At 51.1% G+C, this 18,811-nt stretch carries 20 protein-coding genes; all 20 read left to right on the forward strand.

Translation table 11 applies throughout. The features are described from left to right. Nucleotides 1-53 precede the first annotated feature (53 nt). The 20 genes from sucC to EVJ20_RS02060 all read left to right on the forward strand — a co-directional run bounded on the left by sucC (nucleotide 54) and on the right by EVJ20_RS02060 (nucleotide 18,810). The gene (gene sucC / locus EVJ20_RS01965) at nucleotides 54-1,214 is read left to right on the forward strand and encodes an ADP-forming succinate--CoA ligase subunit beta (RefSeq protein ID WP_070327507.1); all 1,161 of its coding nucleotides are present in this window, start codon (nucleotides 54-56) and stop codon (nucleotides 1,212-1,214) included. A 12-nt stretch (nucleotides 1,215-1,226) separates the two neighbouring features. Beyond that, nucleotides 1,227-2,144, forward strand: coding sequence for a succinate--CoA ligase subunit alpha (sucD, locus tag EVJ20_RS01970; RefSeq protein ID WP_070327506.1), 918 nt, complete (start codon nucleotides 1,227-1,229; stop codon nucleotides 2,142-2,144). 54 nt (nucleotides 2,145-2,198) lie between these two features. Next, nucleotides 2,199-2,993 (forward strand): DNA-processing protein DprA, encoded by a 795-nt coding sequence (gene dprA / locus EVJ20_RS01975; RefSeq protein WP_236633395.1) that lies wholly within the window; start codon nucleotides 2,199-2,201, stop codon nucleotides 2,991-2,993. Nucleotides 2,994-3,058: 65 nt separating this feature from the next. Next, nucleotides 3,059-5,155 (forward strand): type I DNA topoisomerase, encoded by a 2,097-nt coding sequence (gene topA, locus EVJ20_RS01980; RefSeq protein ID WP_131506928.1) that lies wholly within the window; start codon nucleotides 3,059-3,061, stop codon nucleotides 5,153-5,155. Then, a complete protein-coding gene (gene trmFO / locus EVJ20_RS01985) occupies nucleotides 5,107-6,465 on the forward strand; it encodes an FADH(2)-oxidizing methylenetetrahydrofolate--tRNA-(uracil(54)-C(5))-methyltransferase TrmFO (RefSeq protein WP_131440277.1) in 1,359 nt (452 codons plus the stop codon). The genes topA and trmFO overlap by 49 nt, the downstream gene beginning before the upstream one ends. Before the next feature lie 187 nt (nucleotides 6,466-6,652). Next, entirely contained in the window at nucleotides 6,653-7,534 is an 882-nt protein-coding gene (locus tag EVJ20_RS01990; RefSeq protein ID WP_131440275.1) for a tyrosine-type recombinase/integrase, read from the forward strand. Between the two features lie 11 nt (nucleotides 7,535-7,545). Then, on the forward strand, nucleotides 7,546-8,094 hold the full coding sequence (gene hslV, locus EVJ20_RS01995) for an ATP-dependent protease subunit HslV (RefSeq protein ID WP_131506930.1): 549 nt from the start codon (nucleotides 7,546-7,548) through the stop codon (nucleotides 8,092-8,094). Beyond that, nucleotides 8,091-9,461 (forward strand): ATP-dependent protease ATPase subunit HslU, encoded by a 1,371-nt coding sequence (hslU, locus tag EVJ20_RS02000; protein ID WP_070327500.1) that lies wholly within the window; start codon nucleotides 8,091-8,093, stop codon nucleotides 9,459-9,461. Before hslV ends, hslU begins: the two co-directional genes overlap by 4 nt. A gap of 38 nt (nucleotides 9,462-9,499) precedes the next feature. Continuing rightward, a complete protein-coding gene (codY, locus tag EVJ20_RS02005; protein ID WP_016508279.1) occupies nucleotides 9,500-10,279 on the forward strand; it encodes a GTP-sensing pleiotropic transcriptional regulator CodY in 780 nt (259 codons plus the stop codon). A 275-nt stretch (nucleotides 10,280-10,554) separates the two neighbouring features. Further along, on the forward strand, nucleotides 10,555-10,926 hold the full coding sequence (gene flgB, locus EVJ20_RS02010) for a flagellar basal body rod protein FlgB (RefSeq protein ID WP_131465289.1): 372 nt from the start codon (nucleotides 10,555-10,557) through the stop codon (nucleotides 10,924-10,926). Between the two features lie 2 nt (nucleotides 10,927-10,928). Beyond that, nucleotides 10,929-11,357 carry a flagellar basal body rod protein FlgC gene (gene flgC / locus EVJ20_RS02015; RefSeq protein ID WP_070327498.1) on the forward strand — a complete coding sequence of 143 codons (429 nt, stop codon included), beginning with the start codon at nucleotides 10,929-10,931 and terminating at the stop codon, nucleotides 11,355-11,357. Between the two features lie 13 nt (nucleotides 11,358-11,370). Further along, on the forward strand, nucleotides 11,371-11,655 hold the full coding sequence (gene fliE, locus EVJ20_RS02020) for a flagellar hook-basal body complex protein FliE (RefSeq protein WP_016508240.1): 285 nt from the start codon (nucleotides 11,371-11,373) through the stop codon (nucleotides 11,653-11,655). Nucleotides 11,656-11,676: 21 nt separating this feature from the next. After that, nucleotides 11,677-13,245: a flagellar basal-body MS-ring/collar protein FliF gene (gene fliF / locus EVJ20_RS02025; protein ID WP_131506931.1), complete on the forward strand. Its 1,569-nt coding sequence runs from the start codon at nucleotides 11,677-11,679 to the stop codon at nucleotides 13,243-13,245. Nucleotides 13,246-13,250: 5 nt separating this feature from the next. Continuing rightward, nucleotides 13,251-14,258 (forward strand): flagellar motor switch protein FliG, encoded by a 1,008-nt coding sequence (gene fliG, locus EVJ20_RS02030; RefSeq protein WP_083273965.1) that lies wholly within the window; start codon nucleotides 13,251-13,253, stop codon nucleotides 14,256-14,258. Then, nucleotides 14,242-14,967 carry a FliH/SctL family protein gene (locus tag EVJ20_RS02035; RefSeq protein ID WP_236636149.1) on the forward strand — a complete coding sequence of 242 codons (726 nt, stop codon included), beginning with the start codon at nucleotides 14,242-14,244 and terminating at the stop codon, nucleotides 14,965-14,967. The genes fliG and EVJ20_RS02035 overlap by 17 nt, the downstream gene beginning before the upstream one ends. Beyond that, the gene (gene fliI, locus EVJ20_RS02040; RefSeq protein WP_131506933.1) at nucleotides 14,954-16,273 is read left to right on the forward strand and encodes a flagellar protein export ATPase FliI; all 1,320 of its coding nucleotides are present in this window, start codon (nucleotides 14,954-14,956) and stop codon (nucleotides 16,271-16,273) included. The genes EVJ20_RS02035 and fliI overlap by 14 nt, the downstream gene beginning before the upstream one ends. Beyond that, on the forward strand, nucleotides 16,270-16,704 hold the full coding sequence (locus EVJ20_RS02045; protein WP_016508248.1) for a flagellar FliJ family protein: 435 nt from the start codon (nucleotides 16,270-16,272) through the stop codon (nucleotides 16,702-16,704). Before fliI ends, EVJ20_RS02045 begins: the two co-directional genes overlap by 4 nt. A 4-nt stretch (nucleotides 16,705-16,708) precedes the next feature. Next, a complete protein-coding gene (locus EVJ20_RS02050) occupies nucleotides 16,709-17,275 on the forward strand; it encodes a MotE family protein (RefSeq protein ID WP_131506935.1) in 567 nt (188 codons plus the stop codon). A 22-nt stretch (nucleotides 17,276-17,297) separates the two neighbouring features. Continuing rightward, nucleotides 17,298-18,404 carry a flagellar hook-length control protein FliK gene (locus tag EVJ20_RS02055; protein ID WP_236636150.1) on the forward strand — a complete coding sequence of 369 codons (1,107 nt, stop codon included), beginning with the start codon at nucleotides 17,298-17,300 and terminating at the stop codon, nucleotides 18,402-18,404. Continuing rightward, entirely contained in the window at nucleotides 18,376-18,810 is a 435-nt protein-coding gene (locus EVJ20_RS02060) for a flagellar hook capping FlgD N-terminal domain-containing protein (RefSeq protein ID WP_071399604.1), read from the forward strand. The genes EVJ20_RS02055 and EVJ20_RS02060 overlap by 29 nt, the downstream gene beginning before the upstream one ends. Nucleotide 18,811 lies beyond the last annotated feature (1 nt).

Below are 18,811 nucleotides of genomic sequence, written 5' to 3' on the forward strand. Positions count from 1 at the left end.
TTTTTCGTTACAATAGATATGCCGATATTAAAGGGGACTAAGGGGGAAACTAAATGAATATCCATGAGTATCAGGCGAAAGAATTGCTTAGAACGTTTGGAGTGGCCGTACCTACGGGCTATCCGGCTTTCACGGTAGAAGAAGCAGTTGCAGCAGCCGCCAAGCTAGACGGTGAATTGAAAGTAGTCAAAGCACAGATCCACGCAGGTGGCCGCGGGAAAGCCGGTGGCGTCAAACTTGCCAGAACGGATGAAGAAGTAAAGCAGTACGCGACAGAGATTCTCGGTAAGACGCTCGTCACGCACCAGACTGGACCTGAAGGAAAAGTCGTGCAGCGCCTCTATATCGAAGAAGGTTCTGCCATCGATCAAGAATTTTACTTAGGACTTGTGCTTGACCGTTCGATCGGCCGAATTGTCATCATGGGTTCATCTGAAGGCGGTATGGACATCGAAGAAGTCGCTGAACATACTCCTGAAAAGATTCATAAAGAAATCGTCGACCCGGTCGTCGGACTCCGTCCGTTCCAGGCGCGCCGTCTTGCTTTCAAGATGGAAGTGCCGACTAAACTCGTCAACAAGTTTAGCGACATGGTCATGAAGCTTTATAAAGTGTACGTCGAGACGGACTGCACGATTGCGGAGATCAACCCGCTCGTCACGACGAAAGACGGTAACGTCGTCGCGCTCGATGCGAAATTGAACTTTGACAGCAACGCGCTTTATCGTCATACCGACATCGTCGATCTTCGTGACACGACGGAAGAAGATCCGCGTGAAGTCGAGGCGTCGAAACACGACCTTAGCTATATCGCCCTTGACGGCAATATCGGCTGTCTCGTAAACGGTGCCGGCCTCGCCATGGCGACGATGGATATCATCAAGCACTACGGCGCCGAACCCGCTAACTTCCTCGATGTAGGCGGCGGTGCGACAAAAGAAAAAGTCACAGAAGCGTTCAAATTGATTTTGTCGGATGACCAAGTCAAAGGAATCTTCGTCAACATCTTCGGTGGCATCATGAAGTGTGACATCATCGCCGAAGGAATCGTCGCGGCGACAAAAGAAATCGGACTCGACTTGCCACTCGTCGTCCGCTTAGAAGGAACAAACGTGGATGCGGGAAGACGCATTCTCGATGAATCTGGACTTGCGATCACTTCTGCGACCTCGATGGATGATGGGGCAGAAAAAATCGCGGCACTCGTTCGATAAGGGGGAAACGACATGAGTATTTGGGTGAATCAAGATACAAAAGTGATCATTCAAGGGATCACGGGGAAACAAGGTATGTTCCACGGCGAACAGATGCTAGCGTATAACACGAAACTGGTCGGCGGGGTCACACCTGGTAAAGGTGGTACGACCGTACTCGACAACGTACCTGTGTTTAACACTGTCTCTGACGCGGTCGAGGCGACCGGTGCGAACGCATCGATTATCTACGTGCCACCAGCTTTCGCGGCCGACTCGATCATGGAAGCGGCTGATAGCGGCATTGAACTCATCATCTGCATCACGGAAGGGATTCCTGTCATCGACATGATCCAAGTGAGCCGCTATCTCGAAGACAAACCGGCCCGTTTGATCGGACCGAACTGCCCAGGGATCATCACGCCGGGTGAGGCGAAACTTGGTATCATGCCAGGCTACATCCACACGAAAGGCCATGTCGGCATCGTCTCACGTTCAGGGACGCTCACGTATGAAGCGGTCCATCAGTTGACGACGGCCGGAATCGGCCAATCGACTGCGGTCGGGATCGGTGGGGACCCGGTCAACGGGACGAACTTCATCGACACGCTCCAAGCGTTCAACGAAGATGAAGACACGCTTGCGGTCATCATGATCGGCGAGATCGGTGGGACGGCTGAAGAAGAAGCCGCTGAATGGGTCAAGGCGAACATGACGAAACCGGTCATCGGTTTCATCGGTGGTCAGACGGCTCCTGAAGGCAAACGGATGGGCCACGCTGGAGCGATCATCTCAGGCGGAAAAGGAACGGCCGCTGAAAAAATCAAGACGTTAAACGCAAACGGGATCGAAGTCGCCGAGACACCTGCTGTCATCGGTGAGACACTCATCCGTGTGCTTAAAAATGAAGGTCTGTATGATGCTTGTGTCACGGGACAACCGACGACGTAAGACCAATCGGAATGAGGGGTGCGCGCATCCCTCATTTTTTTAAAGGAGATTGTGATGAATCAAACAATAGCTCGTTTTGCGGCAGAACGTTTGCCGGTCGAGTTCGTCCATCATTACTTATCAAATCCGGGGCTGACGGAACGGAATTCGTTCCATCCGAACGTATGGAAAAAAGCGAATCGGGCGTTCCGTTCAACGGTCACGTATGACCGTTTTTTGACGTGGGAGGACGAATTGTTCCCACGAATGCTATTACATATCCCCAACCCTCCGTACTGTTTGTTTTATCAGGGCGATTTAGAGGTACTACAAGAACAAACGACCGCTTTGGTCGGGAGTCGTGAATTGAATCGGATCAGTCGACCGCTCGTTGAATATTTACACCCTTTAATAGAAGAAACTGTATCGATTTCAGGCGGTGCGCTCGGTATTGACGGACTCGTTCATGAGTTGGCAGTCAGGCGGAACCGACCGACGATTGCGGTCCTCGGTTCCGGCTTTTCGCACATGTATCCACATGTTCATCACCAACTGTTCGACCAGATCTCGAAACAAGGATTGCTCCTCAGTGAATATACTCCGGAAACACCTGTCAAAAAATTTCAATTTTTAGAACGAAATCGAATTGTCAGTGGATTAGGCGACCGGCTCGTCGTCGTCCAAGCGAGACGAAAGAGCGGGACGATGAATACGGTGAGTCATGCGCTCGAGCAAGGCAAGACGGTGTTTGCGGTGCCGGGAAGTCCGCTCGATCCGTTAGCGGAAGGACCGAATAAATTGATTGAAGAAGGAGCGATTCCTTTGACGAATCCCGACCAAATTTTGAATGGTGCGATGATTGCACGTTGACAAACGGTCGGTAACATGAATATTATGGTAGGGATTTAAATGACCTCCAAAAGGGGAGCAGATGTATGGCAAAATATTTGGTGATCGTCGAATCACCTGCGAAAGCAAAGACAATTAAACGTTATTTAGGATCAAACTACACGGTCAAAGCGTCCATGGGTCACGTCATCGATTTACCGAAAAGTCAACTCGGTGTCGACGTTGAACATGACTTTGAACCGAAGTACATCACGATCCGTGGAAAAGGCCCAGTGTTAAAAGAACTGAAGACGGCCGCTAAAAAAGCGACGAAAATTTTTCTCGCGGCTGACCCGGATCGCGAAGGGGAAGCAATCGCCTGGCACTTAGCCCGTGCCCTCGGCGTCGATGAAACGACAGAATGTCGTGTCGTCTTCAACGAGATCACAAAAGATGCGATTAAAGAATCATTTAAACATCCACGCAAGATCAATCACGATCTCGTCGACGCCCAACAGGCGCGACGGATTCTCGACCGTCTTGTCGGATACGGGATGAGCCCGTTGCTATGGAAGAAAGTCAAAAAAGGTTTGTCAGCCGGTCGTGTTCAATCCGTCGCTGTCAAAATGATCATCGACCGCGAACGTGAAATCAACGCCTTTGACCCTGAAGAGTACTGGACGATTAAACTGATGCTCAACCATGAGGGTGAGACGTTTGAGACATCGTTCTACGGAAAAGACGGGAAAAAGATGGAGTTGAAGACGGAAGCGGATGCCGACGCCGTCCTCAAGACGATCGATGAGTCATTCAAAGTCATCGATGTCACGAAGAAAGAGCGGAAGCGTAACGCATCATTACCGTTCACGACAAGTTCACTCCAACAAGATGCGGCCCGGAAACTGAACTTCCGCGCCAAGAAGACGATGATGCTCGCCCAGCAGCTTTACGAAGGAATCGACCTTGGTAAGAAGGAAGGGACTGTCGGGTTGATCACGTATATGCGTACCGACTCGACACGAATTTCTGACTTGGCGAAAGACGAAGCGAAATCGTATATCGAATCGACGTTTGGTCCAGAGTACGTCGCCTCTCAAAAGCAGAAAGAGAAAAAAGCGGCGAACGCACAGGATGCCCACGAGGCAATCCGGCCGACGTCGGCGTTACGTGACCCGGCTTCGATGAAGGCGTACTTGTCACGGGATCAACTCCGATTGTATAAACTCATCTGGGAACGGTTGGTCGCGAGTCAAATGGCGCCAGCAATTCTTGATACGGTGAAAATCGACGTCGAATCGAACGGCATGATTTTCCGTGCCAACGGATCGACCGTCAAATTCCCAGGTTTCATGAAAGTGTATATCGAGTCAAAAGACGATGATATCGAAGACACGAACTTAGAGCGGGAAGGATTGCTTCCGCCGCTTGAAGTCGACGACATGGTCGCATTCGAGACGGTCGAGCCGAAGCAACACTTCACCCAGCCACCACCGCGTTACAGTGAAGCGAGACTCGTCCGAGCGATGGAAGAGCTCGGCATCGGTCGTCCGTCGACTTACGCGCCGACACTCGACACGATCCAAAAGCGCGGTTACGTCGTGCTTGAAGAGAAAAAATTCATTCCGACCGAGCTCGGAGAACTTGTCATCGAGATGATCGATGAGTACTTTAACGACTTCATCACGGTACAGTTCACAGCCGACATGGAGACGCTTCTTGATTCGATCGCCAATGAAGAAGTCGAGTGGACGGAAGTCGTTGCCCCGATTTACCGGTCATTCGAGAAACGTTTGAAACGGGCCGAATCCGAAATTGAGAAGATCGAAGTGAAAGACGAGCCAGCCGGTATCGATTGTGAGATCTGCGGTTCGCCGATGGTCATCAAGATGGGACGGTACGGTAAGTTCATGGCTTGTTCTGGATTCCCGAACTGTACGAACACGAAGCCGGTTCAAGTCGAAATCGGCGTCCCGTGCCCGAACTGTAAAGACGGACAAGTCGTCGAGCGCCGCAGTAAGAAAGGTCGCCTGTTCTATGGCTGCTCGAACTATCCAGACTGTGAGTTCGTCTCATGGGACAAACCGGTCGCGAAACCGTGTCCTGAATGCGGTAAGTTGATGGTTGAGAAAAAGATTAAAGATGGCGTCAAATATCAATGCACGAACTGTACCCATACCGAGGTACATCAGTTAGAGGAGGATTAACCTTGCAGCAACGTGTAACTGTGATCGGAGCGGGCCTCGCCGGCTCCGAGGCGGCTTGGCAACTCGCAAAACGCGGGATTCAAGTCGATTTGTATGAAATGAGACCAGTCCGACAGACGCCGGCGCACCATACGGATCAGTTTGCTGAACTGGTCTGCTCGAACTCGCTTCGGGCGAACGGACTTCAAAATGCGGTCGGTGTGTTAAAAGAAGAGATGCGCACACTCGACTCGCTCATCTTGAAAGCGGCGGATACGGCAAGCGTTCCGGCCGGTGGCGCTCTCGCCGTCGACCGTCACGACTTCGCCGGCTTCGTCACCGACACGCTCAAGAATCATCCGCTCGTGACGGTACACAACGAAGAGATTAAACAGATTCCGGACGGGATCGTCATCATGGCGACGGGACCGCTCACGTCTCCTGACTTGTCTGCTTCATTGAAAGCTTTCACCGGTGAAGATTATTTATACTTCTACGATGCGGCCGCTCCGATATTAGACGGAGAGACGATCGACCGAGAGAAGGTCTACTTGAAGTCACGTTATGACAAAGGCGAGGCGGCTTATCTCAACTGTCCGATGACGGAAGAAGAGTTTAATCTGTTTTACGAAGAACTCGTCAAAGCCGAAGTCGTACCGCTCAAAGAGTTTGAGAAAGAGATTTACTTCGAAGGCTGCATGCCGTTTGAAGTGATCGCTCAACGCGGGAAGAAGACGCTCTTGTTCGGACCGATGAAACCGGTCGGACTCGAAGACCCGAAAACGGGTAAACGTCCGTTTGCGGTCGTCCAACTCCGCCAAGACAATTCGGCCGGAACGCTCTATAACTTGGTCGGGTTCCAAACCCACCTCAAGTGGGGCGAGCAAAAACGGATCATTCAATTGATCCCAGGTCTCGAGAATGCGGAGATCGTCCGTTACGGTGTCATGCACCGGAACACGTTCATCAATTCACCGAGCTTGTTGAAACCGACGTATCAGGCCCGTACTCGCGATACGCTATTTTTCGCCGGTCAGATGACCGGTGTCGAAGGCTACGTCGAGTCAGCCGCGTCAGGACTACTCGCCGGAATCAACGCGGCGAAGATGGTTGCCGGTGAAGAGCTGCTCGTCCTCCCGCGCGAGACGATGCTCGGTTCGATGGCGCATTACATCACGACGACAGACGGGAAGCACTTCCAACCGATGAATGCAAACTTCGGTCTCGTGCCGTCGCTCGAAGATGCGCCGAAGAAGATGAAAAAGCAAGAACGCTATGAGCGCTATGCGAATCGTGCCCTTGAGACGATTCAGCAATATAAAGAGATTTAAGGGAAAGGAGCCAATTTTTGGTTCCTTTTTTTGTGAATTTAAATTTCAATTGTGTAATTTGTGCAATACTTTGAAAATTTTCAGATTATTGAAGGGGTTTCTATTGTCACCTCTGATTCTGTATGCTATGCTAATTTCGATTTGACGGGAACATGCGTTTTTAAGCTGAAAGCAAGGGGGCGAGAGGATGGGATTCGCTGAGGATCAACAATCATTTTTACGTTATTGCCAAGTCGAACGAAGACTGTCGCCTCATACGAAACGCTCTTACGAACAAACACTCGAACAGTACGCCGCTTATTGCCAATCGACACATCAAGAGCCATTTGATGTGCAGTCGGCGCGGCGTTATTTATATGTCCTTTACGAGAATGAAGCGGCGACGACGACCGTTTCCCAAAAAATCTCCTGCCTCAAACAGTTCGGGAAATTTGTGGCTCGAGAAACCGGGAGTGAACCGCTGTTTCATGACTTGACGTCGCCGAAACGTCGCAAGACGCTGCCGACGTTTGCCGTACCGAGCGAGGTCGAACACCTGCTCATGACGGCAAACGGCCAAGACGACCCGTTCTTGCGGGCACGTGATGTCGCGCTTGTCGAAGTGTTGTACGGGACCGGGATGCGTGTCGCCGAACTTTGTGGCATGGACATATCGTCATATGATGCGGCGCTCTCATTCGTTCATGTCATCGGGAAAGGCAAGAAAGAACGTTACATCCCGCTCGGGCAATTTGCCGTCGAAGCGTTGGAGCATTACCTTGAGGTAAGGCAAAACTGCGCCGCGGCACACGAAACGGCATTATTCGTTAGTCAAAAAGGGAATCGAGTGACAACAGACCAAATTCGTTACGTGATGAAGCGACTCCGGAAACTCGGTGGACTTCAAAAACCGTTAACACCTCATTCGTTACGTCATAGTTTTGCGACCGACCTGCTCGAACGCGGGGCCGATTTACGTGCCGTCCAAGAGTTGCTCGGACATGAGTCACTATCGACGACCGGTCGTTACACACACGTATCGACTGAACGCCTGCGAGCGGTCTATCAAGCCACACATCCGAGAAAGTAGGGGGTCATTCTATGTTTCATGCAACAACTATTTTCGCAGTCCGGCACGACGGAAAATGTGCGATGAGCGGAGATGGGCAAGTCACGTTTGGCAACGCCGTCATCATGAAAAACAAGGCTAAAAAAGTGAGACGGTTATACGGCGGGAAAGTCGTGGCCGGTTTTGCCGGTAGCGTGGCCGATGCGTTCACGTTATTTGAAAAGTTTGAATCAAAACTCGAGATGTATAACGGGAACTTACCGCGAGCGGCAGTCGAACTCGCCAAAGAGTGGCGCGGCGACAAGATGCTTCGTCAGCTCGAGGCGCTTCTCATCGTCATGGACGCAGGACATCTCTTACTCGTGTCCGGGAGCGGCGAAGTGATCGAACCGGACGATGGCATCCTTGCGATCGGTTCAGGTGGGAATTATGCGCTAGCAGCGGGACGCGCTCTCGTACGTCACTCACCGGAGAAAACAGCCGAACAGATTGCTCGCGCCGCCCTAGAGATTGCCGGTGAATTATGCGTCTATACGAACGACCAAGTTATCGTAGAAACGATCGGAGGCGATACAGAATGAAACGTGAATTGACACCACGTCAAATCGTAGCTGAGCTAGACCGGTTCGTCATCGGGCAAAAAGATGCCAAACGTGCGGTCGCGATTGCACTGCGCAACCGTTACCGTCGCCAGAAGCTAAGTGCTGACTTACGCGACGAAGTCACACCGAAGAACATTTTAATGATCGGTCCGACCGGTGTCGGGAAGACGGAGATCGCGAGACGTCTTGCCAAGCTCGTCGGTGCCCCGTTCGTGAAAGTCGAAGCGACAAAATTCACTGAAGTCGGATACGTCGGACGGGACGTCGAATCGATGGTCCGAGACCTTGTTGAAGACTCGGTGCGCCTCGTGAAGGAAGAAAAGAAAGAAGACGTGAAGGAACCAGCGGAAGCCGCTGCGACCGAACGTATTCTCGATGCACTGCAAGGTAAGGCTAAAGTTGAGCCGACAGCCGCAAACCCGTTCGAAGCGCTGTTTGGCGGTCAAGGACAGAAGACGCAAGAACCGACGGACGATCAATCGACTGATCGGTCTCAATTACGTAAGTTGCTTGAACTCGGCGAACTCGAAGAGCGATTGATCGAAGTCAACCTTGAAGAGAAACAGACAGTTGATTTGTTTCAAGGACAAGGGATGGAAGGCTTATCGAATCTTCAAGACATGCTCGGCCAAATCGTCCCGAAAAAGCGGAAGAAGCGGAAGCTCCCGGTTCGAGAGGCTCGCCCGCTCATCGTTGCCGAAGAGGCGGAAAGTTTGCTCGACATGAATGAAGTACATGACGAGGCGGTACGACGCAGCGAACAGATGGGCATCATCTTCGTCGATGAGATCGATAAAATCGCGACGAAGTCACAAGACCATGCTGGCGTCTCTCGTGAAGGTGTGCAGCGAGACATCTTGCCGATTGTCGAAGGCTCGACCGTCGTCACAAAATATGGTCCCGTCAAAACGGATCACGTGTTATTCATCGCGGCAGGTGCTTTCCATATGGCGAAGCCGTCAGATCTGATTCCTGAACTGCAAGGTCGTTTCCCGATCCGTGTCGAGTTGAGTAGCCTGACCGAGGAAGATTTCGTCAAAATTCTGACGGAGCCGTCACAAGCGCTCATCAAGCAGTACAAGGCCCTTCTCGAGTCAGAGGAGATCAGCGTCGAATTTACCCACTCGGCCATTGAAGAGATCGCTAAGATCGCAACGCACGTCAACCGAGAAACTGATGATATCGGAGCGCGCCGTCTCTATACGATCATGGAGCGCGTGCTCGAGGACTTATCGTTTGAGGCGGCCGACATGCCACAAACACACGTCGAGATCACACCGGCGTATGTGAAAGAAAAAGTCGGCTCGATCGCGGAAGATCGAGACCTTAGTCAATTTATTTTATAAGAATTCTGTATGCACATACAGGGAGGAAAATTAGAATTATGAACTTACTAGATAAAACACGTCAATTGAACACGATGCTTCAGCAAGAGGCGAGCGCGCACGTCGACTTTAAAGAGATGGCAGATAAGATGCGTGAAGTACTCGAAGCGAACACGTTCATCGTGAGCCGTCGCGGTCGCTTGCTCGGTTTCGCCATTAAACAACAGATTGAGAACGAGCGGATGAAGGCGTTCCTAGTCGATCGTCAGTTCCCTGAACCGTACGCATCGAACTTGTTCAACGTGAAAGAGACGACGGAAAATATCGGCATCGATAGCGAGTATACGGCGTTCCCGGTCGAGAACCGTGAGCTGTTCCTTGATTCAATGACGACGATCGTCCCGATCATCGGTGGCGGGGAACGACTCGGTACACTCGTTCTCGGCAGACTGAACAACGAGTTCACTGAAGACGACCTCGTCCTCGCAGAATATAGCGCGACAGTGGTCGGAATGGAGATCCTCCGTGAGAAAGCAGCGGAAGCAGAGGCGTCGGCGCGCAAGAAAGCCGTTGTCCAAATGGCGATCAATTCGTTGTCTTATTCAGAGCTTGAAGCGATCGAGCATATATTTGAAGAACTTGGGGGTAATGAAGGCCTGTTAGTTGCTTCCAAAATTGCCGATAGAGTGGGAATTACTCGCTCTGTGATCGTCAACGCGTTGCGCAAGCTTGAAAGCGCTGGCGTCATCGAGTCACGTTCGCTCGGAATGAAAGGAACGTATATCAAGATATTAAATGATAACTTCTTGTTTGAATTGCAGAAGCTGAAATCAAATTAAAATCGAGCGAATATCCGTTAGATTATAGCTAAAAGTCCTATCAATTAGGACTTTAGTTGCAAAAAGGCGTCCCTTTGTGAAAAAGGGCGTCTTTTTTTAGTGCAAAAGTAATTATTTTCAGAATATGTCGTGAATTCGACAAAAACAGACGATACCATTTACCTGTTTTAATAAAAATATCTTTCAGAACTGTTACAGATTTGTTTCAATGAAGTAGTAGAATTTCCAAATAAGGTATATACATGCATTCTTTTAAGTGAAAGTGAGTGAGACGCATGAATTGGATCGGCACAGATTATCAATTAATGAAGCAAGCGATCAATCATTCGGTCATGAATCAAAAAGTGATCAGTCATAACTTGTCGAACATCGATACGCCGAACTTTAAAGCGAAACAGGCTGTGTTCGAACAGACGTTAAGCAACGAGATGCGCCTAAAGTTAGCCGGTGGCCGTCCGAGTGACCGCGGTGGTGCAACGAAAATCGTTGACCGGGCCGGAGGGGCGATGCGAAGTGACGGGAACAGTGTCGATCTCGATTATGAGATGAGTGAACTGGCCCGTAACCAACTGCAGTATGAGGCGATGATGGAACAATTGAACCGTCGACTCGGTGGACTTAAAACCGTTATTAGAGGAGGACGTTAATTATGGGTATGTTCGACAGTTTTCACATATCCGCTTCGGCACTCATGTCTCAGCGCCTTCGGATGGATACGGTGTCGGCGAACATCGCGAACGCCCAGACAACTCGCGGCAAACTTGTCGATGGGGAATGGCAGCCGTATACACGGAAAATGACGGTGCTCCAAGAAGCGCCGTTTCGTCAACAGCTGTCGGCGGTGAGCGGAGGCGTCAAAGTTTCAGGCATCGTCGAAGACGAAAGTCCTTACAAACTCACATATGACCCGAGTCACCCGGATGCGGATGAACGGGGATACGTTCAGATGCCAAACGTCGACCTGTTAAAAGAAATGGTTGATTTGACAGGTGCGACAAGATCATATGAAGCGAACATTGCAGCGATGAATGCGTCAAAAGCGATGCTCGTCAAAGCGCTCGAAATCGGTAAAGGATAAGGAGTGACAGACTATGCAAATTAACCCGATTCAATTAATCGGTAACCAGACCGCGGCTCTGCCGACAGTAAAAGAGACACCGTCTCAGTTTGGGTCATATTTGAATGAAGCGATGCAGTCGCTCAATGAAGTTCAACAGGCAACGAGTACGGCACGGAAAGACCTCGCCGTCGGTAAAGCCGATCTTCACCAAGTCATGATCCAAAGCGAAGAGTCGTCGATTGCGATGCAACTCGCCATTGAGGTGCGAAATAAAGCGGTTGAGGCCTATCAAGAAATGATGCGAATGCAAGTTTAATGAAGAGGATGACGAGTTGCGATGAATGATAAGTTAAAAGAACAATTCAGCTCACTGGCCGGCCCACTGAAGGCGATGCAAACAAAACGTAAAATCATTTGGGGCATCGTCATCGTCGGCATACTTGTCGTCGCGGTGCTCTTGACGGTTTGGCTCTCGCGCCCGAACATGGCTCCTCTCTACACGAACCTCTCGGCCCAAGAGGCCGGAGAAGTGACAGAAAAGCTGACGGCTGATGGGGTGAAGTCAGAAATCAAAGCGACATCGAACGGTGTCAGCGTCTACGTGCCGAGCGAGCAAGTCGACCAATTGAAAGTTAACTTGGCAGCCGCCGGGATTCCAAAGTCAGGCGCGATCGATTACAGCTTCTTCAGTGAAAACGCCGGATTTGGAACGACGGATCGAGAAATGGCAGTCATCGAACGAAGCGCGATGCAAACCGAACTCGAACGTTTGATTACACAAATCGAAGGTATCAACCAAGCAAAAGTCATTATCTCGCTTCCGGAGAAATCGGTGTTCTTGGCCGAAGACCAAGGGGAGCCGACGGCTTCAATCGTCCTGAATTTAGGAGCAGGTACGAATCTTGAGCCGGCGACGGTTAAAGGACTTTATCATTTGATCAGTAAGAGTGTCCCGAACTTAAAACCGGAGAACATCTCGATCATGGACCAATATTTCACGTATTACGATTTGGATCAATCGACGATGGCCGGTGGAGCTTCGACCGACCCGTTAGCATTGAAGCGCCAAGTCGAGAAAGACGTACGTCAACAAATTCAACAAATGCTCTCGGTCTTACTCGGAGAACGCAGCGTGCTCGTCTCGGTCACGGCCGACATCGACACGACCCAATCGGCGGAAGAGCAAAACCTGGTAACCCCGGTCAACGAGGATACGATGGAAGGGATTGTGACGTCTGCTGAACGGATCGCCGAAGCGTACACAGGTGGTACGGGAGCAGCGGCAGCAGCAGGAGCTGGTGAAAATGATACCGTCAACTTCCCAGCCGCTACGGGAACCGGGGAAGAAGAAAGCGAAAAGAACCATGAAATCATCAACTATGAGGTCAATCGCATCACGAAACAAATTCAGAACGCCCCCTACACAATCCGTGACCTCGGTGTTCAATTGATCGTCGAGCCGCCAGACGGCGCTCAAGCGATCGACCCGCAACTTGAGGGCGACCTTGAGACGATGATGTATTCAATCATCCGGACGTCGCTCGCTAAAACGGGCGAGGCGTTGACAGAAGCGGAACTCGAACAGAAAGTCGTCGTCGTGTCACGACCGTTCGCTGAAACGGAAGAAACGGTAGTGGCAGAACAGCCGACAGCGTGGTGGATGTATGCAGCCGCAGCTGGCGCTGTCGTCTTGCTCGCACTTCTATTCTTCGCCATGCGAAAACGGAATCAGCAACCGGTTCCGGAAACGAATGAATGGGAAGTACCGTATGAAGACGAAGTACCTGATCTCGACTTGGAAGAGCGAGGCGAAGGTGCCGTCAAGAAGAAACAGTTGGAGAAATTGGCAGAGAGTAATCCAGAAGAGTTCGCCAAGCTTCTTCGTACTTGGATGTCTGAGGAGTGAGTACTGTGAACTACGCAAAACAACCGAACCGAGAAAAAGCGGCCATGCTCATGATCTCGCTTGGACCTGAAGTGGCGGCAAGTGTATATAAACACCTGTCCGAAGAAGAGATGGAGCAGTTGACGCTACAAATATCGGCACTCCGAAAAGTGTCGTCTGAACAAAAGGAAGCCATTTTAGGAGAATTTCATGACCTGGCGATGGCACAGAGTTATATCACCCAAGGTGGCATCGGGTTTGCGAAAACGGTTTTAGAGAAAGCGGTCGGAGAAGAGAAGGCGATGGCGTTGATTCATCGTCTCACTTCGACGCTGCAAGTCCGGCCGTTTGAATTTGCCCGAAAAGCCGATCCGAAGCAGTTGCTCAACTTTATTCAAAACGAGCACCCGCAGACGATCGCCTTAATCTTGGCTCATCTTGAACCGGTCAAGTCCGGGCAAATCTTGTCGGAACTTCCGCCAGAGATTCAGTCGGAGGTCGCGAAACGAATCGCGACGATGGATCGCCTCAACCCGGACGTCATTCATGAGATCGAACAGATTCTTGAAAAGAACTTATCACAAACCGATATGCAAGATTACGCCCAATCCGGTGGGATCGAGGCAGTCGTCGAAGTGCTTAACGGTGTCGACCGGACGACGGAGCGGACGATTCTTGACGCGCTCGAGATCGAAGACCCGGAACTCGCGGAAGAAATCAAAAAGCGGATGTTCGTCTTCGAAGATATCGTCACGCTCGACTCGCGTGCGATTCAACGGATTATTCGCGAAGTCGCCAACGACGACCTTCTGCTCGCGCTCAAAGTATCTTCCGAAGAGGTCAAACAGATCATCTTCAAAAACATGTCGCAACGAATGGTCGATACGTTCAAGGAAGATATGGAGTTCATGGGACCGGTCAGACTGCGTGACGTCGAAGAAGCACAAAGCCGCATCGTCGGAATCATCCGCCGCCTAGAAGATGTCGGAGAAATCGTGATTAGCCGTGGTGGAGGAGATGACATCGTTGTCTAACGTAATCAAACGTCAACGAGCGATGAAGCTCGAACCACAACGAATCGATTCGCGGCCATTCCTTGAACCGGTTTCAGAGGTTATGGTCGGACGTAATCATGAACAAGAGTTAGAAGCGAGGTATGCTTCCCTCCGCCAAGAGGAAGAAGCGATCAAGTTACACCGTGAAACAGTGGAACATGGGCTTGAACAGTTACGAGAACAAACGCTTGAGGCTGCTTATCAGGAAGGGTACGGGTCAGGTTTTGACCTAGGACGTCAAGAAGGAAAGTCAGAGTTCGATGAGCTGACGGCCCGATTGAACATGGTCAGCGCCGAACTTGAGAACTTGTTTGAACAGAAATGGCGAGATGCCGAAACGAAGTTAGTTGATTTGGCCGTCGAGGTCAGTGCACGTGTCACGACCGAGCTCGTCCGAAACGAGGAGGCGTTGTTCGCCGACATGATCCGCGAACAACTGCTTCGCCAGATCGATGCCGAAGCGTTGACCGTCTTCGTCCACCCGACGCGACTTGCGTCAATCCAACGTTTCGAGTCGATGTGGCAATCCGAACAGATGCCGCCGTTGAAATATCGGGCCGATGTCTCGTTGACAGAGACGAGCGTGCGGATCGAGACGCCACATCATGGCAACGAGCTCGACGTATCGTACAGTTTTGAACGAATCCGTTCCAAGATTGAGGAGGTTCTATCCGATGGCGCTTATTGACCGCGTATTCGACACAATCACCGCTGCTCCAGAAGATGAGTATGTGCGTAAAGTCGGTCGTGTCTGCCGCGTCGTCGGGCTGATGATCGAATCGAACGGTCCGAGCGCGTTTATCGGTGAGCGCTGCCTGATCGAGTTACCGTCCGGCCAAACGGTTGAAACCGAGGTCGTCGGCTTCAATGAAGAGCGCGTCTTGCTCATGCCTTACGGAGAAACGACACAGATCGCCCCAGGTTGTATCGTCAAAGGGACGGGGCACATGCTCCAAGTACCGGTCGGGTTCGAACTGATCGGTCAAGTGCTTGACGGGCTCGGGCGCCCTTTATCGGGTGAAGCGATGCCGACTGGGAAACGCTACGATGTTCTTCGGAAACCGCCGAACCCGTTAGAACGTCCACGCATTTTAGACGTTTTGTCGACCGGGGTCCGGATCATCGACGGGTTATTGACGGTCGGGAAAGGCCAACGTGTCGGTTTGTTTGCGGGATCAGGCGTCGGGAAATCGACATTGCTTGGCATGATCGCTAAACGCTCATCGGCAGATATAAACGTGATCGCATTGATCGGCGAACGGGGACGAGAAGTAAAAGAGTTCATCGAAAAAGAACTTGGTCCTGAAGGCATGGCTCGATCGGTCGTCATCGTAGCGACGAGCGATCAACCCCCGCTCGTGCGTTTGAAGGGCGCTTACACGGCGACGGCGATCGCAGAGTACTTCCGGGACCAAGGCAAAGAGGTCGTCCTTATGATGGACTCAGTGACCCGATTCGCGATGGCCCAACGAGAGATCGGGCTAGCGACCGGAGAACCACCGACATCGAAAGGATATACGCCTTCCGTGTTCGCGATGCTTCCGCAACTGCTAGAGCGGAGCGGGACGTCCGTCACCGGTTCGATCACGGCGTTTTATACCGTCCTCGTTGACGGGGACGATATGAACGAACCAATCGCGGATGCCGTCCGTGGGATTTTAGACGGTCACTTCGTGATGGACCGTTCGCTCGCCAACCGAGGGCAGTTTCCGGCGATCCATGTCTTAAAATCGATCAGTCGGGTCATGAACCAGATTGCTTCACCTGTACATCGCGATGCCGCGCAGACGTTTCGGAGTTGGCTCGCCACTTATCTAGACGCGGAAGACTTGATTAACATCGGAGCATATAAAAAGGGCACGAATCCTGCGATCGATACAGCAATCGATGAATATCCGGGACTGCTCACATTTTTAAAACAGTCGATTGAAGAAGAGGCATCGCTCGAGCAGACGCTCGATCGTCTTGTCGGAATTGCGAGAGGTGAATCATGAACAAGCTGTTGTTAGAACGCATCATGCCGATTGCCGAGCATGCAAAAGAAGAATCGGCGACAGAGATGAGAGGTCATAAGGCGCGATTCGAAGCTGAGATGGAGACGCTGTATCGATTAGTCGTGACGTATGAGACGCTCATGAAGAGTCAAGATGAACAATCTGGTGTGATTGATCTGCTCATGTTCCAATATCGTGAAAAGGCGAGGGAACAGTTAAAGCGTCAAATTGAGACGCAACAACTCGTCGTGCAACAGTCGCGGAACCGTTACAATCTGGCTCAAGAGCGTTTGCTCGGAAAAGTTGTCGAAGAGAAAAAATATGTAACGTTGCATGAGAAGGTCAGTCAAAATGAAGTGGCCGTCTCGAAACTCACCGAACAACATTTTATCGATGAGTTGGCAGTGATTCATCACGGGAAAGGGAAGTAAGCGGATGGAAAAAGAGAACAATAAGCGAGGCATACAGCTCTTGGTCGCTCTTGTCCTCGTCCCGGCAATCTTTTTACTCGTCGGCGGAATCGTCGTCATGAACTATGCGATGGACCGGCCGCTATTATCGGTGCCATTTATAGAAACAAGCGAACAGGCAGACAAAGATGAGACGGTTGAAACAAAAGTCAATGTTACCGGCATTGACGCGGACACGACGAATCGTTTAAAAGTCGCGAACGCTGAGATTGAAAAACTTCGCACGGAAAACGTCGAATTGACGAATGAAGTAAAAGCGAGACAAAAAGAAGTATCGGACTTGATCAAAGAGCGGGACCGCCTCGTGTCTGAACTCGGAGCCACTACGGAAGCGGAAGTTGAAGAAGACACGTCGAACGTGTCTCGCGTCTATGAAGAAATGTCCGCCAAACAAGCGGCCGCAATCATGAACGAACTCGAAAGCCCGCAAGTAGCGACGATTTTAAAAGAACTGTCGCCGAAACAACAGGCTGACATATTAGGACGAATGGACGCACAGCAGGCAGCCGTCGTCACGCAATTGCTCCAATGAAACGTGAAAGGAGGAAGAGATGATGAATATCGCCTTACTCGCTCAAGCGGTCCAAGGAACGACGTCAAAGGGAGGGGAGACAGGATCTACCCCGACCGGACAGTTTTTGGAGCTGCTATCATCGATGCTCGGTGCCTCGACGGAAACGTTGGCTGAGTTAGAAGCTGCTCCGACGACACTCGCACCGAACGCGGGAACGACACTCGCACCGAATTCGCCCCTTGTGGCAAATAGCGCCCTTCCGCTCGAGAAGTTGTCGAGCCAGCTTGAACAATGGTTGCAACAACCCGATAGCTTACAGTGGTTAAAGTCTTTGCCACAAGACGCCTATCGTAAGTTCATGGACGCCTATATCGGCATCATCGCCCAAGCAGGTGCAGCCACAGGAACGACAGAAGAAACGGTCTCGTCAGACGTTATGACCACGTTAGCTGCCGCCCAAACGATTTTACCGGGCGCGATGATGTTAGGAAAGACGGAACGCGAGGCGTTGGGTGGAAAGCAAAGCCAGCCAACCGTAAACGAGAACGTCCAAGTCATCCAGCAAATCGTTTCGCAATTTAAAGGGAGTTTAACCCAGACCACAAAACATATTCCCCTCCCTTATCAAAATGAAACGCCGGCGAATGTATTACCGCAAGCTGGAAAAGAAAGCGTCGACTGGTTGCCGAAAGGCATGACGTGGTCACGACCACAGATCGACTCGGAAACGGTCATGTACGCGTCTAAAGGGTCGCTTCCGGAGAACCTCCAAGCCCGGATCGAGGCTGCTCTTCAAAGAGCACCGTTCCGAAGCGGGGCCGATGGATCGAAAGTGTTCACCGTTCGCCTATATCCGGAACAGCTAGGTGAACTCGTCGTCAAACTCGAGCGCCATAACGGTGAACTCGTCGTCAAGCTGTTCGCGAGCAACCAAGAAGCAAAACAGTTGCTCCAGTCGCAAATGCAACAACTGCAACAGACGCTCCAACCGCTGTCGCAGCATATCCGGGTCGAAGTGAGTTTGACGCAACAAGCGCTCGAAGCAAAATCATCGACGTTTAGCGGGTCAGACCAATCTGAACCAGAACAACAGGAACAACCGAAAGGGGAACCCGACGATGACGACCATCCAACCGAAGACGAATGATTATACGTTACCCGATCAATCGCTGCCTAAAGCGACGAACCAATACGATAAGGACATGTTCTTAAAGCTATTGATGGCCCAGCTCGGCAACCAAGATCCGATGTCACCGATGGAAGACCGCGAGTTCATCTCACAAATGGCTCAATTTTCATCACTCGAACAAATGCAGACGATTTCGAAGCAACTTGATTCAGTACTCGTCGATCGCCACATGGCCTCGATCTCCGAGTTCAGCAATATGATCGGCAAGACGGTCGACCATAAAACGGAGACGGAGACGGAGACGATCAAAGGATCGGGACGTGTCGTCTCGATTTCAAGAACGGATGAGTCAGGATACATGGCCGATCTCGAAGACGGCAGCTCGGTAAGCGTCTACAATATTACGTCCATCAAACAAGCATAAG

The organism is Exiguobacterium sp. SH0S1, from assembly GCF_004337165.1.
Taxonomy (GTDB): Bacteria; Bacillota; Bacilli; order Exiguobacteriales; family Exiguobacteriaceae; genus Exiguobacterium; species Exiguobacterium aurantiacum_A.

What these genes read in the sequence shown, in the direction of transcription:
- sucC (WP_070327507.1), top strand. Translation starts at nt 54, where the DNA reads ATGAATATCCATGAGTATCAGGCGAAAGAATTGCTTAGAACGTTTGGA.
- flgC (WP_070327498.1), top strand. Translation starts at nt 10,929, where the DNA reads ATGGGTATGTTCGACAGTTTTCACATATCCGCTTCGGCACTCATGTCT.
- flgB (WP_131465289.1), top strand. Translation starts at nt 10,555, where the DNA reads ATGAATTGGATCGGCACAGATTATCAATTAATGAAGCAAGCGATCAAT.
- EVJ20_RS02035 (WP_236636149.1), top strand. Translation starts at nt 14,242, where the DNA reads ATGACATCGTTGTCTAACGTAATCAAACGTCAACGAGCGATGAAGCTC.
- hslU (WP_070327500.1), top strand. Translation starts at nt 8,091, where the DNA reads ATGAAACGTGAATTGACACCACGTCAAATCGTAGCTGAGCTAGACCGG.
- EVJ20_RS02060 (WP_071399604.1), top strand. Translation starts at nt 18,376, where the DNA reads ATGACGACCATCCAACCGAAGACGAATGATTATACGTTACCCGATCAA.
- EVJ20_RS02050 (WP_131506935.1), top strand. Translation starts at nt 16,709, where the DNA reads ATGGAAAAAGAGAACAATAAGCGAGGCATACAGCTCTTGGTCGCTCTT.
- fliE (WP_016508240.1), top strand. Translation starts at nt 11,371, where the DNA reads ATGCAAATTAACCCGATTCAATTAATCGGTAACCAGACCGCGGCTCTG.
- codY (WP_016508279.1), top strand. Translation starts at nt 9,500, where the DNA reads ATGAACTTACTAGATAAAACACGTCAATTGAACACGATGCTTCAGCAA.
- EVJ20_RS01990 (WP_131440275.1), top strand. Translation starts at nt 6,653, where the DNA reads ATGGGATTCGCTGAGGATCAACAATCATTTTTACGTTATTGCCAAGTC.
- fliF (WP_131506931.1), top strand. Translation starts at nt 11,677, where the DNA reads ATGAATGATAAGTTAAAAGAACAATTCAGCTCACTGGCCGGCCCACTG.
- EVJ20_RS02055 (WP_236636150.1), top strand. Translation starts at nt 17,298, where the DNA reads ATGAATATCGCCTTACTCGCTCAAGCGGTCCAAGGAACGACGTCAAAG.
- EVJ20_RS02045 (WP_016508248.1), top strand. Translation starts at nt 16,270, where the DNA reads ATGAACAAGCTGTTGTTAGAACGCATCATGCCGATTGCCGAGCATGCA.
- dprA (WP_236633395.1), top strand. Translation starts at nt 2,199, where the DNA reads ATGAATCAAACAATAGCTCGTTTTGCGGCAGAACGTTTGCCGGTCGAG.
- fliI (WP_131506933.1), top strand. Translation starts at nt 14,954, where the DNA reads ATGGCGCTTATTGACCGCGTATTCGACACAATCACCGCTGCTCCAGAA.
- sucD (WP_070327506.1), top strand. Translation starts at nt 1,227, where the DNA reads ATGAGTATTTGGGTGAATCAAGATACAAAAGTGATCATTCAAGGGATC.
- trmFO (WP_131440277.1), top strand. Translation starts at nt 5,107, where the DNA reads ATGCACGAACTGTACCCATACCGAGGTACATCAGTTAGAGGAGGATTA.
- topA (WP_131506928.1), top strand. Translation starts at nt 3,059, where the DNA reads ATGGCAAAATATTTGGTGATCGTCGAATCACCTGCGAAAGCAAAGACA.
- hslV (WP_131506930.1), top strand. Translation starts at nt 7,546, where the DNA reads ATGTTTCATGCAACAACTATTTTCGCAGTCCGGCACGACGGAAAATGT.